The sequence below is a fragment of the Candidatus Poriferisocius sp. genome (genome assembly GCF_965219815.1).
Taxonomy (GTDB): domain Bacteria; phylum Actinomycetota; class Acidimicrobiia; order Acidimicrobiales; family Bin134; genus Poriferisocius.
In genome coordinates this window covers 1637856-1652481 of record NZ_OZ244791.1, presented here as the reverse complement: position 1 = coordinate 1652481, position 14626 = coordinate 1637856, and the positions used below count along the sequence as shown (strand labels likewise).

Sequence of the window (14626 nt, the reverse complement as noted above, 5' to 3'; positions counted from 1 at the left end):
AAATAGTTTTACAAACTGTAGCTAATAATTGTGCCGGTACGGAATGCACAGCGGTGTTCCGGTAACCGGACAGGAGATCACGCTCACCCTGAGTCCGAAGACCCTCTCGATCAGATCGGCGGTCACCACCTCGGCCGGGGGGCCAGCGGCCTCGATTCGCCCATCGGCGAGGGCGATGATGTGGGACGCATAGCGGCACGCTTGGTTGAGATCGTGTAGCACCATCACCACCGTGCGGTTCTCTGTTTCGTTGAGCCGGGCCAGAAGATCCAGCATCTCCACCTGGTGGGCGATGTCCAAAAAGGTGGTGGGCTCGTCGAGCAGCATCATGGGAGCGTCCTGGGCCAATGCCATGGCAATCCACACCCGCTGGCGCTGACCTCCCGACAGTTCGTCGACCGGCCGGCTTCTCAACTCAACCAGTCCGGTCAGATTGAGTGCCCGCTCCACCGCCTGGTCGTCGGTCTTGGACCATTGGCTGAAGAGGCGCTGATGGGGGTAGCGGCCCCGGCGCACCAGGTCTTCAACCACAACTCCGTCGGGCACTCGGGGGGACTGGGGAAGCAGACCGAGGCGAGAGGCCACCGAGCGAGTGGGCAGACTACAGATGTCGGCCCCATCGAGGTACACCGCTCCTTCAGAGGGACGCAGCAACCGGGCCAGGGCCCGCAGCAGCGTGGACTTGCCGGAGGCATTGGCGCCCACGATGGCCGTGATCTCGCCCGTGGGGATATCGGCGGAGAGATTCTTCACCACAGGCGGTCCCCCGTAGTCGGCAAATAGCCCTTCAGCATTCAGCGTAGGACTGGGTACCCATTCAGGTGGCACGGTTGAACCTCCTCAGCACGAACAGCAGATAAGGCCCGCCCATCGCTGCGGTTACTACTCCGGCGGGCAACACCGTCGGGGCAAAGAGACGCTGGGCCACCAAGTCGGCCGACAGCAGCATGACCGCCCCCAACAAGGCAGTCAGCAGCAGCACTCCCCCCGAGAGGGCGCCGGTGCCAGCCAGCGCTCGAGCCGCATGGGGGACCAGCAGGGCGACGAAGCCAAGCGGCCCGACCACTGCGACCACTATGGCGGCCAGTCCGCAGCCGATGGCGATAACCGCAAGGCGGCTCGGCTCCAGGCCAACCCCCAAGGCAATGGCCATGTCGTCGCCCAATTGCATGACCCGCAGTCGTCGGATGAGCAAGAACGCCACTGGCAACAGCACCACTAGACCGATGACCAGGGTGCGGGCGTCGCTCCAGGAGGAAGACGAGAGAGTCCCGGCTTGCCAGCGAGCTGCGGCGCTGACCCTCTCAATGGGAAACCGCACCAGTAGGTAGGTAATTACCGCGGTGAGCAGGGCGTTGATTCCGATACCGACCAGCACCAACCGACCGCCGCTGAACCCCCGCCGCCATGAGAGCACGAAGATGAGCGCGGCAGTTCCCGCCGCTCCGGCGAACGCGGCGTAGGGCAGCCACTGGGTATCCAGCCCTATGGCCAGAATGGCCACCGCGAAGGCCGCCGCCCCGGTGTCGATTCCGATGATGTCCGGCGACACCAGCGGGTTGTCGATCAGGGCCTGGAACAGCGCACCGGACACCGCCAGGCAAATCCCAGCCAGCACAGCCACCGTCACTCTGGGAAATCGCAAAGAGTTGATCACGAAGTCGAACTCGCTGCCCCGGTCCCAGATCGCGGTGGCGATGGCCTCTCGGGCGGGCACGGGGAAATCGCCGACAACCAGTCCGACGACCGCCAGAGCGAAAATCGCGGCCGCGGATGCGGTACACAGGCTCGCGGTCCGGGTCACAACTGGGCCAACTTCGTGCCCCGCACCAGGTAGATCAAGAACGGCGCTCCCACCGCAGCGCAGACAATTCCAACCTGGAGTTCGCTTGGGGTGACGATCACCCGTCCGACGACGTCGGCACCCAACAGCATGCACGGACCGAGAATGGCCGAGTACAGGATGATCCACCGGTAGTCGGGGCCGACCACCGAGCGGACAATATGGGGGACCGCCAATCCCACGAATGCCACTGGTCCGGCCATGGCCACCGCGGAACCGGCCAGCGCAACCACGCACAGCCCGGCGGTTGCCCTAACCAGCGCGGTGCGCTGGCCGAGGCCAGTGGCGACCTCCTCGCCCAGGCTCAGGGCATTCACCTGACGTCCCATGGACAGCGCCACGACCAGCGCCACGGCGATCACCGGCAATAGCAACTCCACCTCTTCGGTGCCCCTTCCGGAGATGGAACCGGCCAACCAGAACCGGGCCTGGTCCAGCGTCTCTAAGTCGAGCAGGAGCAGAGCGGCTGTCCATGATCCCAGCAAAGCGCTGATCACCGCGCCAGCCAGGGCCAGCTTCACCGGTGTTGGTCCGCTGGCCCCGGCAGAGGCCACCAGATACACCAGCACCGTGGCACCCAGGGCGCCGGCGAAGGCGAACCACACGTATCCGGCTGGCGTGGTGATGCCCGCGCTGTAGATGGCGGTCACCACGGCGAACGCCGCCCCCGCGTTGGTGCCGAGGATTCCCGGCGCCCCCAGTGGGTTACGAGTCACTCCCTGAGTGAGAGCCCCGGCCACGGCGAAGCCTGCCCCGGCCAGTATGCCGATGATGGTTCGGGGAACTCGTAACTCCCGCACTACTACCTGCCCCTGGTCGCTGCGGTCGTAGCTCCAGATGGATTCCCAGACGGTTGAGATATCGATGTCAAGAACGCCATATCGCAGGCTGAGCAGCCCGACAACCAGCAGTAGCCCCCCGGCACAAGGAAGGCTCACTACATGACGCCGGAGCACCAAGCGACCTGTTCCCACGCGGCAAGAGTAAGGCTTGCCTAACTCAATATGAAAAGCGAACCGAGATTAAGGGGGGGAGCTAGGGGGAATGTGAGCGGGAGTCGCGCACTCTCACCAAGTCTGAGGAGTGGTCGGGATCGGTGGACACCTCAATGAGCACGGGGCCGTCGGCGGCAAGCGACGAAGCCAGGGCGTCGGCAAGTGCGTCGTCGTCGTCCACCCGGTGGCCCTCCAAGCCGAATGCCCGGGCCACCGCAGCGAAGTCGTGGTCGCCGATATCGACGGCGGTGCGGCGGTCCGGGCCTTGGAAGTCGTAGACGTTGCCCAGCATTCGGTTGTTGAGAACCAAGAACGTAACCGGCAGCCCGTACTCCACCGCGGTGGCCAGGTTGTGCAACGACATCAGGAAGCCGCCGTCGCCGCTGATCGACAGCACCCGCTCGCCGGGATGGACCATGGCGGCGGCCAGCGCGGCGGGCGGCCCCCAGCCCATGCCCAAGTGTCCGCCGGGCAGGTGCAGCCGTCCGGGGGTGCGGGCCTCCAAGTAGTGATAGGCGAAGATCCGGTTGTTACCCGCGTCCAGCGTGATCCGGCCGTCGGCCGGCCAAACCTCGTTGAGCACCTGCATCACCCGCTGAGGCGGTACCGGGCTGGCCGAGTCATGTAGTACTGGGGGATCCTCGGCCTTCGACTTGATCTCGGCGAGGTCGGCCCACCGATCGTTGGCCAAGTCCTCATCGACGCCCACCACGGGCACCAGCTCAGCCAATAGCGCTCCCAGCTCGGCGTGTACGCCAAGCTCAACGGGGAAGCTCACCCCCAGGTTGGCGGCCTCGATGTCCACCTGCACGATGCGCTGGCGGTCGGCGTCCAGCCAGGTGGGCGACTCCACCAGGGTGTCGTGGGGGTTGAGGCGCGATCCCAACACCACCACCACGTCGGCTCGGGCCAACAGCTCAAAGGCTCCCTGCCAGCCGAACGGGCTGAGCGGCCCGCCGGCCCACGGGTGGTCGTCGGCGATCACCCCCCGGGCCTTGGCGGTAGTCACCACCGGGGCCGCCGCCCGGCGAGCCAGAGCGTCCAACTGGTCGTAGGCCTGCGCTTGGTGGATGCCGTTGCCGGCCACGATCACTGGGCGCTTGGCCGATGCCAGTAGATCAGACAAGGCGGCTACCGCCGAGCCATCGGGCCGAGGAGGGGCGGCCGATGCGACCCGGCTCCGCCTATAGAGGCGGGGGTGGCGGGACTCGTCGGTGCGCCGGAAGATGGCGTCGAGGCGAAACACTACCGCGGTCGGACCGGGGCGTCCCGAGGTGGCGTGGTGGATGGCCAGCTCCACCGCGTGCACCGCCTCGTTGGGGGTGGTGGCCACGCTCATGTATTTGGTCATCCCGGAAAGGATGCGAGGCAGGTCTACTGATCCGTGGTCGCCGGTGGTGCCCTGGGTGGGGGCGTGCTGGGGGATGCCGTGGTCGGTCATCTCGGTGAGCACCAGCATGGGGGTGCCCGACAGGAAACCCTCCATGAGCCCGAATCCCCCGGACGAGACCGCGAACGGCCCTTGGCCGGTGAACACGCCGGGACGGCCGGTGAGCCGCCCATACATCTCGGCCATGACCGATGCCTGGTGTTCGTGTGCAGCCCGCACGCTCTCGATGCGGTCGGCCACCGTCCGCAGCCCGTCGAACACCTTGATGGAGTAGCCCCCCGGCACCCCGAAGACGTGGGTGATGCCCGCGTCGGCCAGCACCTCGGCGATGGCGATGCCCGCGGGGGTCCCGTCGCTCATCAGACCAGGAAGAGCCGCTCGTCGGTCATGCGCCGCCGATCCAGTGCCCGGCATTCACATCCAACGAGGCCCCGGTGATGGGCAGCGACAGGTCTGAGGCGAAGAACAGGGCCGCCCCTGCGATCTCGGCAGCATCGGGGAGGTACTTGAGGGCGGTCTCCCCCGCGGTCTCGTCGTAGACCACCTGATAGTCCACTCCCCTGTCGTCGGCCTGGCCTTGGAGGAAGTTGCGCACCGCGTCGGCGAAGATGTAGCCGGGCAGAACGCTGTTCACCCGGATGCCGTCGGGCCCCAGCTCTTTGGCCATGATCTTGGTGATGTTTTCCAACGCGGCCTTGGAGCTGCTGTAGGCCCCCCAACCCGCCTGCCGAATGCGGATGGACATGGTGTTGATAAAGATGACCCGTCCGGCCCCTGAGTCCCGCAGGGCGGGGATGCAGGCCCGGGTCATGTTCAACGACCCGAAGAAGTTCACGTCGAACACATTCCGCCAGCGGTCCAGGTCGGCGTCCTCCACGTTGATGACGGGGAAGCCGTCGTTGAAGGCGTTGTTCACACAGACATCCAGCCGTCCCAACTTCTCCACTGCGGCGTCGGCCAGCGCCTGGCACTGGGCGGGGTCGGTGATGTCGGTGGACTGCCACACCGTGCGTCGGCCCATAGCCTCGATCTCAGCGGCCAGAGGCTCCATCACCTCGGTGCGGCGGGCGCCCATCACGATGTCGGCCCCCTCTTGGGCGTAGAGCCGGGCAATCTCGATGCCCAGGCCGGGACCGATCCCCGACACCAGTGCCACCCGTCCAGCCAGCATGTCGCCCATCGCTCTCCTCCGTTCCCAGCAGTGCGGCGCCGGGCTTGACCCAGCCTCGCGGTGTGCGCCCTAGCTTCGCGCACCCCGCGCTCGACTCCCCTGCTGAGGAGGGCCGCTGGTACTTTCGTCGGGCGGGGACAGGATGAGCACGGCATTTGGAATCGATATAGGGGGCAGCGGTATGAAGGCCGCGCCGGTGGATCTCAGCACCGGCCAACTGGCCGACAAGCGACTCCGCCTACCCACCCCAAAGCCGGGCACACCCGACCAAGTGTGCGATGTGGTACAGGAGCTGATTGCTTCGTTCGGCTGGGACGGCCCGGTGGGATGCGCTTTTCCCGCGCCCATCACCAACGGCACCGTGAAATGGGTGGCCCATTTGGACGACTCCTGGGCCGGGGTTGACATCGCAGGGACGATGAGCAATCGGATTGGCGCGCCGGTGACGATCATCAACGATGCCGACGCCGCGGGGATTGCCGAGATGAGCCATGGCGCCGGTGTAGGCCGGCTGGGCACGGTGTGCTTCACCGCCTTCGGCACCGGTATCGGCAGTTCGGTGTTCGTGAACGGAAATCTGGTGCCCAACACCGAGTTCGGCCATCTCTACTTGGCCGGACACGACAACGATGTGGAGGTGTGGACCGCGGCCAAGGTTCGCAAACGGGAGAATCTGGACTGGCCCACCTGGGTGGGGCGGGTACGGGAGTACTTGGAGCACCTCGAGAGGATCATCTCGCCTGGCCTTTTCATCCTGGGCGGGGGCATCAGCAAGGACTTCGACCAGTGGGGCCCGCTGTTGGGCATTGACACCGAAGTCGTTGTCGCCCAGATGCGCAACAACGCCGGGATCGTTGGCGCAGCCATGGCGACGGTGGGCTGGAGCGCGGCGAAATCGGAAACGAGCTGATCTTGAAGGCCAGATAGAAGGCCTCCCCCCTCCATGTTGAACTGGTACGCCCACTTGGTCACTCGCTCGCCATGGCGCACCATCGCGGTGGTGGCGCTCATCACCGCCGCCATGTTGCCGGGGGTGGCATTGACCACCGAAGAGCCCGATGCGATGGGGTCGTTCGTGCCCGCGGGCAGCGACCTTGCTCGGGCAGTAGCCGAGTTGGAAGACCGATTCCCCGAATCGGGCGCATTCACCAGCGCGCAGATCGTGGCTCGGGGCGACGTCACCTCTCCGGACGCCATTCGGGAACTCATTGCCCGCTCGGAAATGGCCCTGGCTCACCCCGAGGCCGCGCCTTTCGTTCCCCAGGACGGGCAACCAGTAGTCCGCAGCTATGCCCATTTGATCGTGGCGCTGTCCGGCGTGCCCCCGGCCCAGCTCACCGCTGAGGACGTAGACCGGGCACTGGCGATCGATCCAGCCGATGATCCCCGCGCGGCCCAGTTCGAACAGCTGCTTGGTGAGAACGCCGGACTGGGCCAGGTCAGGCTTCAGCAGATCGACCTTCCCGATTTGGGCTGGTTCGACGCCCTCTTGGCAGTCAACGACGTGATCCAGGCGGGCGACTATGGGCCCAATGCATCGGCCCGAACCCTGTCCAACGCCCGATTCCAAGAGGGGGCCCAGCAAGCCCTGACCGACAGCGGGTTCCTGTTCCCCCTGGCCCTGGTGGTGATGGTGGTCGTGCTGGCCGCGCTGTTCCGCTCCCCAGCCGACACCGCAGTCACCATCATCGGCGTAATCCTGACCGCTCTGTGGCAGATCGGCCTCTCGGGCTACCTCGGCCCCGACGGTTTGGACAAGATCAACGGCATCACACCGATCAGCATCATCGTGCCAGTGCTGTTGGTGGGTCTGACAGTGGACTATTCGCTCCAGATCGTGTCTCGCCGCCGCGAGGAGCGGGATGCCGACCCGCGCCGGGCCACCAGCCGGGCGGTTTCGATAACCAGCGCAGCCATCGGCTTGGGGGCGCTGACCACCGCCCTCAGCTTCTTGACCAACCTGGCCAGCCCCCTGTCTCCCATCCGGGACTTCGGGATCCTGGCGGCCTGCGGCATCATCGCCGGGTTCTTCATCATGACCTCTCTGGTGCCCGCGGTGAGGATGCTGGGCGACCGCCGGCGGTTGTTCCGAGGACAGCCGCTGAGGACCCGGCTGGTAATCGACTCCATACCCGGCGTGCGCCGCTTGCTGGTGCCGACCGTGGTCCGTTGCGCCCGTCATCCCAAGCTCACGCTCTTGGCCGTGGCCGCGCTGGCCGGTGCGGCGGTGGCGGGAGGCATCAACGTGAACACCGAGTTCAAGGAGGACGAGTTCTTGCCCGAGGACTCCGAAGTGGTGCAAGACATCCGGTTGGCCCGCGATGAGGTAGGCGGGCTGAGCACCACGATCACCGGAGTGGTCATCACCGACCTCGATGACCCGGCCGCAGCCCGAGCCCTGGTGGCGTTGGACGACCGGCTGCGGGGCCCAGGGCCCGGGTCGGGCGAGTCGGCGCCTTCGGGATTGGAGCATCCCATACATGTGGTCGGCGTGGGAGGCAGCACGCTGGTATCGCTGGCCGCCGATACGGTGCCCAACGCCCGAGTGGTGCTCACCCAGGGGTCATCCGATGATCTGGCCCAGTTGTACCGCCAGGTGTCGCAGGCCGCCCCCGACGACTTTGCCAATGTCGCCTCGCTTGCCGACTCGTCGGGGGATGACGTGACCATCATCCCGATTCAGGCCTACTTCGGGAGCGACAGCGACGCCCGCGATCTCTACAACGCGTCTGGCGACCTTTGGGCTGATGGGGCTCCCGGAAATTTCACAGTGACAGGGGCTCAGATCAACCCAGGAGTGACCACCAACGCGGTGGCCCGCAGCCAGACCACCGCCACGTTCATCACCGTGCTCACTGCGCTCGCCCTGCTCACCGCCTACTTTTGGCGGGCGCACCGCCGTCCGCTGCTGGGGGTGATAACCGTGGCCCCCATCGTTGTGGTGCTTATGTTGCTGCTAGGGCTGATGTGGGTGTTGGGCATCAACTACAACGCGCTGACCGCGCTGTTGACGTCGCTCACCATCGGTATTGGGGTGGACTACACCATCCATTTTGCCCACCGGTATCTGCATGAGCGCGAGCAGGGGGCACCGATCACCGAAGCACTGACAACTACGGCCAATAGCGTTGGCGGAGCGCTGTTCGGGTCGGCCACCACCACGGCACTAGGTTTCATCGTGCTGGCCTTCGCCCCGCTGCTGGTGGTGAGCCAATTGGGGATTCTCATTGCCATCACCGGGATCCTGTCGATGATGGCCGCGGCGATCATCCTGCCCTGCCTGCTGGTGTTGGCCGACCGTCGCACCCAGCCGGGATAGGGTCCGGGCGTGTCTTTTGCTGTTGACGGCTCGGTGGCGGTGATCACCGGCGCCACCCGGGGCATCGGCCGCCAGATTGCCTTTCGGTTGGGCCGGGCCGGAGCCCGCCTGGTGGTGGTGGGCCGCACCGGGAGCGACGACCCCGACGCCGTGTTGCCCGGATCGCTGCCCGAGGTGGTGGCCGCGCTGGGCGACGAGGGAATCGAGGCCCGCAGCGTGCAGGCCAATCTGACCTCGCCCGATGACACCTCCCGCATCGTGGACCGCACCCTGGAGTGGTACGGGGGCTGCGACATTCTGGTGAACAACGCGGGCTACACCTCCAATGGCCCGATCATCGATGTGCCCGCCTCGCGCTGGGAGCGGGCGTTCCGGGTGCAGGTGGTGGGACCGTTGCAGCTCTGCCAGGGCCTGGTGCCCGGGATGCTGGAGCGGGGCTCGGGCCGGGTGCTGAGCGTGAGCTCGGGGTCGGCCACCGCCATCAGCCCCAACCTGTCGCTCTATTCCACATCCAAGCAGGCCATGGAGCGCTGGAACGCCTCCATGCACCTGGAACTGGGCGGCCGAGGAGTGGCGTTCAATGTGCTCCGGGTGGACCACATCGTGTCCACCGAGGGGTGGTGGCACGTCTACAACACCCAGGGCGCCGAGATCGCCACCGGCGGCGCGGGCCTGGAAACCCTGAAGACCCCCGAATACACCGCAGAGTGCGCCGACTGGATGATCCGCCAACCCGACGGTTGGAGCGGCCACGTGGTGGGCTTCGACGACCTCACTGACCTCGGCGGCCCTGAGCCCGGCCCTCCCGCGGTTCAGTAGTTGCTGCGAGTCTCGACGAAGAGCGAGGCCGCGCTGAGGGCGCAAAGGCCCGACTCGTCGAACAGTCGGGCTCGGGATTGGCCGACGCCGTCGGCGTCGACCCAGGTCTCGGCGTCTATTCCGATGTGTTCGCTGGTGGGATAGCGCAGCACGTGGATGGTCAGGTCGGGGTTGATCGACACGTACCGGTCGAAGGGCAGGAACGAGCCCAATCCGCTGGTGAAATCAGAGAGGGCCATCAGCCGCACCAGAGGGGTGGTCTCCTCATCCCGCACGAAGGGAACCGCAAGCCGAACCCAAGCCTTGCTGGGGGTGCCGCCGCTGAGCCCTCCAACCACGCGGTCGAACTCCACCACGTGGGGAAACCCCTCGGGCATCTGGGCCCGGGGAGCGAGCCCGACAGGTCTTCCGGTGCTGCCGGGCGGTGGAGGTAGTGGGGCATCAGGCTGCCGATAGGGGCTGACGTCTATCCCCGCCCCGGTCCTCACAAGTACTGCGACCGCCGATGCCACTAACTGGTCGCCGTCGTTCAGGTCGGCTCGAACCGCTTGGATCCGCTTACCGGTACGCAGCACCTCAGTGGAGATGGCCAACGGCTTCACCGGAACCCGGCGCAGCATGTCCAGGGTGAAACGGGCCACTCGCATGGGAACCGGGGTGGGTACCTGCTCCACCGCTCGGGCCAACAACCCCGCCACTGCGCCGCCATGCTGAACGCCGGGATCCCAGGGTCCCTGGGCGTTGATGGTGGGGATGACGGTGTCCCCATCTACGTAGAAAATGGCATCGTCGCCCACAAAAGGGGCAACGTAGTACCGCCCAGTCGTATGGCACGAGACGAAACAGACAGGAGACACCGATGAAGCTCTGGGACGACACGATCGACAGTTACCGCCCTGAGGCCCTGGCCCTGTTGGAACACCTGCCCACCCCCGCCGGGGCTGAGGCCGATGTGCCCGACGACCCGGTGGCCCGGGCCCAGATGATGCGGCAGTACATGCTGGCCATGGAGGCCGAACCATCGCCGATGGCCGTCGAGTCGACCATCCCGGGGCCGGCTGGCGACATCCCGGTGCGGCTGTTCGTGCCCGACGAGCCCAAGGCCATGTTCCTGCACATTCACGGCGGGGGGTGGATAGTGGGCCGTCCCCAAATGAACGATCCAGGCAATGAGCACTTGGCCAAGCACCACGGGCTGGCCGTTTTGTCGGTGGACTACCGACTGGCCCCCGAGCATCCCTACCCGGCCGGGCCCGACGACTGCGAGGCGGCCGCGGCGTGGCTGCTAGAGAACGGCCCCGAACGCTGGGGCACCGACAAGATGGCCATCGGCGGCGAGTCGGCCGGGGGGCATCTGGCCGCGGCAACCCTGTTGCGGGTCCGAGACCGCCTTGGCGCCGTCGACAGGGTGCTGGGAGCCAACCTGGTGTTCGGCGTGTACGACCTGCGGGGCACGCCGTCGACCTTCGGCAACGGCGCCAATCCCGACATGCTGGAGCCGTCGGCAATTCAGTTCATGATTGAGTCGTTCACCCCAGGCATGTCCGATGCCGAGCGGCGCGATCCCGATGTGTCTCCCCTGTTCGCCGACCTCTCCGGCCTGCCCCCCTGCTTGGTCTCGGTGGGCACCTTCGACCACCTGCTCGACGACTCCCTGTTCTTCGCCAACCGGCTGGCCGCAGCCGAGTCGCCGGTGGAACTGGCCGTCTACCCCGACTCCCCCCACGGCTTCATGGCGCTACTCTCCGAGATGACCAAGAGCCACGCCAAACGCCTCGACGCCTGGATCGCCTCGCTCTTGCCCTAGCGGGGCTGCCGATCAGTCGTCGAAGTCCTCGGTGTCCAGCACCATGTCCCAGCGGTCGTTGCAATCCGAACAGCGATAGGCCACCGTGTCGCCGGGCACAGGCGGATCGTCCTCGGGCCAGTGCGTGATCCGGTGGCACACCCCTCCGCAGTCCACACACACAATCTGATCGGCAATCACCGCCACCAGTGTGCCACTAGCGGATCGGAAGCTCACCCCTCGCGCAGGCTCTCCCACTCGTCGAGGAGGCTGGAGTCGGTGGTGCGCAGAAGGGTGCCGAGCTCCGCGGTAAGGCTGCCGAGGGGGTCGGTGACCGCGGCCGCGGGGATGGTCTGAACCAGGGCCTTGTAGCAGTCGGACAGGTAGCGCAGAAGCGTGCCCTCAGAGCGCTTGATGCCGTAGCGGGAGACGTACTGGTTGAATGTGTCGCCGACCTCCATGAGATCGCGGGCTACCGACTTTGGGCTGGGGCGGTCGTGGCCCACCCAGGGGTGGTAGCGGGCGAACACCGCGAAGGCCGGCTCGATGAACTCGGCCTCGGGGCGGGGCCAGGTGACCTCCGACAGCCGCTCGAGGCGCTCCTCGTAGGGCACCCGCTCGGCTTTGAGCTGGGCCATGAGGTCGTCGCGGGCCTTGTCCCGTTGGGCCAACAGCACCACCGTGGGGTCTTCCAGCACCGACTCCACCACGCTGAGCGCCTGCCAGTGGTAATCGGGCGCCTCGATATCCAGCGCTTCCAGCGCCTCAACCGCGAACAGCCCGAGCGGTTGATTCAACCGGAACTCGTCTTGGAGGTCGAGGTTCACCCGCACCGGGCGGCCCACGTCGTCGGGCTCGTCGAGCACCTCGACGATTTCAGCGTCGATGAGTGACCGGAATACCCCCACTGCCCGGCGGATGTGGGTTCGCTGGCGGGATCGGGGCTCGTGGTTGTCAACCAGCAGGCGCTTCATGGCCGCACAGCCATCGCCAGGGCGGTCGAGCACGTTGAGCATCATGGAGTGGGTCACTGCGAAGCTCGATTCCAAGGTCTCGGGTTGGCCGTGCCAAAGCCGGTTCAAGGTGTCGTTGTCATAGTGGGCGTAGTTGTGCTCGGGCGGCTTTTTCTTCACCAGCTTGCGGCGCCTCACCGGATCGGACGCCGCTTTGGCCTCAGCCCGGCGGTTCTCGATCACGTGCTCGGGTGCCTGCACCCACACGCTGCCCTCCTCGTCAAACCCCCGGCGGCCCGCCCGGCCCGCTATCTGCTGGAAGTCCCGCACCGACAGCACCCGGGTGCGGCGGCCGTCGTACTTGTACAGCCGGGTGAACAGCACGGTGCGGATGGGCACGTTCACCCCCACGCCCAGCGTGTCGGTGCCACAGATCAGCTTCAGGTGCCCCTGCTGGGCCAGCTTCTCCACCAGCAACCGGTACTTGGGCAGCAGTCCGGCGTGGTGTACCCCCACTCCGGCCAGCACGAAGCGGCGCAGGTCTTTGCCGAACGGGGTGTCGAAGCGGAAGCCGCCGATTGCCTCCTTCACGTCTGCTTTGGCGTGGGGGCCGAGCACATCGAGGCTGGTGAGGCTCTGGGCCTGGGCCGTGGCCTCCCGCTGGGTGAAGTGGACGATGTAGACCGGCGCTTTGTCGGTGGCCAGCAGTTCGGCGATGGACACGTGCAGCGGGGTCTCCCGGTACTCCATATCGAGAGGCACCGGCCGTTGGGCCGAGGCCACTAGCGCCGTGGGCCGGCCGTTGCGCTGGCTGAGGTCCCGGCGCAGGGCAGTGGTGTCGCCCAGGGTGGCCGACATCAGCAAGAACTGGGGCTGACCCAGTTCCAGCAGCGGCACTTGCCAGGCCCAGCCCCGATCCCGGTCGCCGTAGTAGTGGAACTCGTCCATCACCACCAGGTCGGCATCGGTGTTGCTGCCCGCGTGCAAGGCCCGCAGAGCCAGGATCTCGGCAGTGCAGGCGATCACCGGCGCTCCCCCATTCACGGTGGCGTCCCCGGTGACCATCCCCACCCGCTCAGCCCCGAATGCCGCTACCAGCTCGAAGAACTTCTCGCTCACCAGCGCCTTGATCGGCGCGGTGTACACCGCCCGCCGACCCTGGGCCAGCGCGGCAAACGCCCCGGCCATCGCCACCAGCGACTTGCCCGACCCGGTGGGGGTGGCCAGCACCACGTTGTCACCCCCTAGCAGCCGCAGCACCGCCTCCTCCTGGTGGGGGTAAAGCTCCAACCCGGCCGCCTCGGCCCAATCGCAGAACGCCCCCAACAACTCATCGGGATCGACCACCGCGGGCATGAAATCGACAAGAGCGGGAGGCGCAGCCATGGCGAGATTGAGGCTAGAGGCAGATGAGGCGTGGGAGGCTACGGGAATGAAATTCGGGCTCTACCTCATCGGCAGCGCAACCGGAGTGGCGGGACCACCGGCGGCACCTATCGCCGACCCTGAGTTTCTGGCCGGGTTTGCCCGCCACGCCGAGGAGGTGGGATGCGATTCGCTGTTCTTCGCCGACCACATCGTGTTCCCCGCGGCCAAAAGGGCGCCTTACCCCTACGCCGGATCGGGGGCCTATCCGTGGGACAACGAGCACACCCAACTGCCCGAGCCGCTGGCGCTGATGGCCTTTCTGGCCGGGGTCACCAACTCACTGCGCTTTGGCACCGCGGTCTTGGTTCTGCCCCAGCGCCACCCGATGCTGCTGGCCAAGCAGCTTGCCACCGTCGATGTGCTGTCGGGAGGCCGGACCGAACTCGGAATCGGCGCGGGATGGCTGGCCGACGAGTTCGACGCTCTGGGCTACTCCTTCGCCAACCGGGGCGCCCGCACCGACGAGTACATCGACGTCATGCGGGAGCTGTGGGCCAACCCGGTGGCCAGCTTCGCCGGGCCGACCATTGCCTTCGAGGGCGTCCAGCTCACAACTCATCCCCGCCAGCCCGGCGGCATCCCCATCATCGTGGGTGGCCACTCCCCTCCGGCGCTGCGCCGAGCCGGCCAGCGGGGCGATGCGTTTCTGCCCGCTTTCTCAGCCTCGCAGAATAGGGATCGCTGGCCTGAGATGTGGGCCGAGGTGCAGCGGTGGGCTGCGGATGCGGGACGAGCTGAGGCCTGTGAGCTTCAGGGATTCGGCGCCACTCTCGACGACGCCCGATTCCTGGCCGATCTGGGGGCGACCCGCATGATCTACAGCACCCATGACCCCGATCTGGACTCTGCCAAAGCCACCCTGGACCGCTTCGCGACCGAGGTGATCTCCCGAACCTAACCCTGGGCCACAACACAATCTGTG

13 protein-coding genes are annotated in these 14626 nt (G+C 66.6%); 5 read left to right on the top strand and 8 right to left on the bottom strand.

Translation table 11 applies throughout. The features are described from left to right. Nucleotides 1-21: 21 nt before the first annotated feature. The 5 genes from ACOQPI_RS07810 to ACOQPI_RS07790 all read right to left on the bottom strand — a co-directional run bounded on the left by ACOQPI_RS07810 (nucleotide 22) and on the right by ACOQPI_RS07790 (nucleotide 5408). Nucleotides 22-828, bottom strand: a complete 807-nt coding sequence (locus ACOQPI_RS07810) for an ABC transporter ATP-binding protein (RefSeq protein ID WP_420619111.1) — start codon at nucleotides 826-828, stop codon at nucleotides 22-24. Then, complete coding sequence (locus ACOQPI_RS07805) at nucleotides 818-1804, bottom strand: FecCD family ABC transporter permease (protein ID WP_420619110.1); 987 nt, start codon at nucleotides 1802-1804, stop codon at nucleotides 818-820. Before ACOQPI_RS07805 ends, ACOQPI_RS07810 begins: the two co-directional genes overlap by 11 nt. Then, nucleotides 1801-2781 (bottom strand): FecCD family ABC transporter permease, encoded by a 981-nt coding sequence (locus ACOQPI_RS07800; protein ID WP_420619109.1) that lies wholly within the window; start codon nucleotides 2779-2781, stop codon nucleotides 1801-1803. The genes ACOQPI_RS07805 and ACOQPI_RS07800 overlap by 4 nt, the downstream gene beginning before the upstream one ends. Before the next feature lie 97 nt (nucleotides 2782-2878). Continuing rightward, nucleotides 2879-4588 carry a thiamine pyrophosphate-binding protein gene (locus ACOQPI_RS07795; RefSeq protein WP_420619108.1) on the bottom strand — a complete coding sequence of 570 codons (1710 nt, stop codon included), beginning with the start codon at nucleotides 4586-4588 and terminating at the stop codon, nucleotides 2879-2881. A 25-nt stretch (nucleotides 4589-4613) separates the two neighbouring features. Continuing rightward, entirely contained in the window at nucleotides 4614-5408 is a 795-nt protein-coding gene (locus tag ACOQPI_RS07790) for an SDR family NAD(P)-dependent oxidoreductase (protein ID WP_420619107.1), read from the bottom strand. A gap of 133 nt (nucleotides 5409-5541) precedes the next feature. On the opposite strand from ACOQPI_RS07790, the gene ppgK reads away from it, so the two are divergent. From ppgK to ACOQPI_RS07775, 3 genes are read left to right on the top strand one after another with little or no spacing between them, the layout of a single operon-like run. Then, nucleotides 5542-6309 carry a polyphosphate--glucose phosphotransferase gene (ppgK, locus tag ACOQPI_RS07785; RefSeq protein WP_420619106.1) on the top strand — a complete coding sequence of 256 codons (768 nt, stop codon included), beginning with the start codon at nucleotides 5542-5544 and terminating at the stop codon, nucleotides 6307-6309. 33 nt (nucleotides 6310-6342) lie between these two features. Further along, nucleotides 6343-8718 carry an efflux RND transporter permease subunit gene (locus ACOQPI_RS07780; protein WP_420619105.1) on the top strand — a complete coding sequence of 792 codons (2376 nt, stop codon included), beginning with the start codon at nucleotides 6343-6345 and terminating at the stop codon, nucleotides 8716-8718. Nucleotides 8719-8727: 9 nt separating this feature from the next. Then, the gene (locus tag ACOQPI_RS07775) at nucleotides 8728-9537 is read left to right on the top strand and encodes an SDR family NAD(P)-dependent oxidoreductase (RefSeq protein ID WP_420619104.1); all 810 of its coding nucleotides are present in this window, start codon (nucleotides 8728-8730) and stop codon (nucleotides 9535-9537) included. Here the strand turns inward: ACOQPI_RS07775 and ACOQPI_RS07770 are convergent. Beyond that, nucleotides 9531-10334 (bottom strand): thioesterase family protein, encoded by an 804-nt coding sequence (locus ACOQPI_RS07770; protein WP_420619103.1) that lies wholly within the window; start codon nucleotides 10332-10334, stop codon nucleotides 9531-9533. The two genes, ACOQPI_RS07775 and ACOQPI_RS07770, sit on opposite strands and share 7 nt — an antisense overlap. Nucleotides 10335-10396: 62 nt before the next feature. On the opposite strand from ACOQPI_RS07770, the gene ACOQPI_RS07765 reads away from it, so the two are divergent. Continuing rightward, nucleotides 10397-11344, top strand: coding sequence for an alpha/beta hydrolase (locus tag ACOQPI_RS07765; protein WP_420619102.1), 948 nt, complete (start codon nucleotides 10397-10399; stop codon nucleotides 11342-11344). A 12-nt stretch (nucleotides 11345-11356) separates the two neighbouring features. Here ACOQPI_RS07765 and ACOQPI_RS07760 read toward each other — a convergent pair whose 3' ends face one another. Together ACOQPI_RS07760 and ACOQPI_RS07755 are read right to left on the bottom strand one after the other, a co-directional pair. After that, nucleotides 11357-11560 carry a hypothetical protein gene (locus ACOQPI_RS07760; protein ID WP_420619101.1) on the bottom strand — a complete coding sequence of 68 codons (204 nt, stop codon included), beginning with the start codon at nucleotides 11558-11560 and terminating at the stop codon, nucleotides 11357-11359. After that, complete coding sequence (locus tag ACOQPI_RS07755) at nucleotides 11557-13662, bottom strand: DEAD/DEAH box helicase (RefSeq protein WP_420619100.1); 2106 nt, start codon at nucleotides 13660-13662, stop codon at nucleotides 11557-11559. Before ACOQPI_RS07755 ends, ACOQPI_RS07760 begins: the two co-directional genes overlap by 4 nt. On the opposite strand from ACOQPI_RS07755, the gene ACOQPI_RS07750 reads away from it, so the two are divergent. After that, the gene (locus tag ACOQPI_RS07750; protein ID WP_420619099.1) at nucleotides 13661-14602 is read left to right on the top strand and encodes an LLM class F420-dependent oxidoreductase; all 942 of its coding nucleotides are present in this window, start codon (nucleotides 13661-13663) and stop codon (nucleotides 14600-14602) included. The genes ACOQPI_RS07755 and ACOQPI_RS07750 overlap by 2 nt on opposite strands. Nucleotides 14603-14626: the final 24 nt, after the last annotated feature.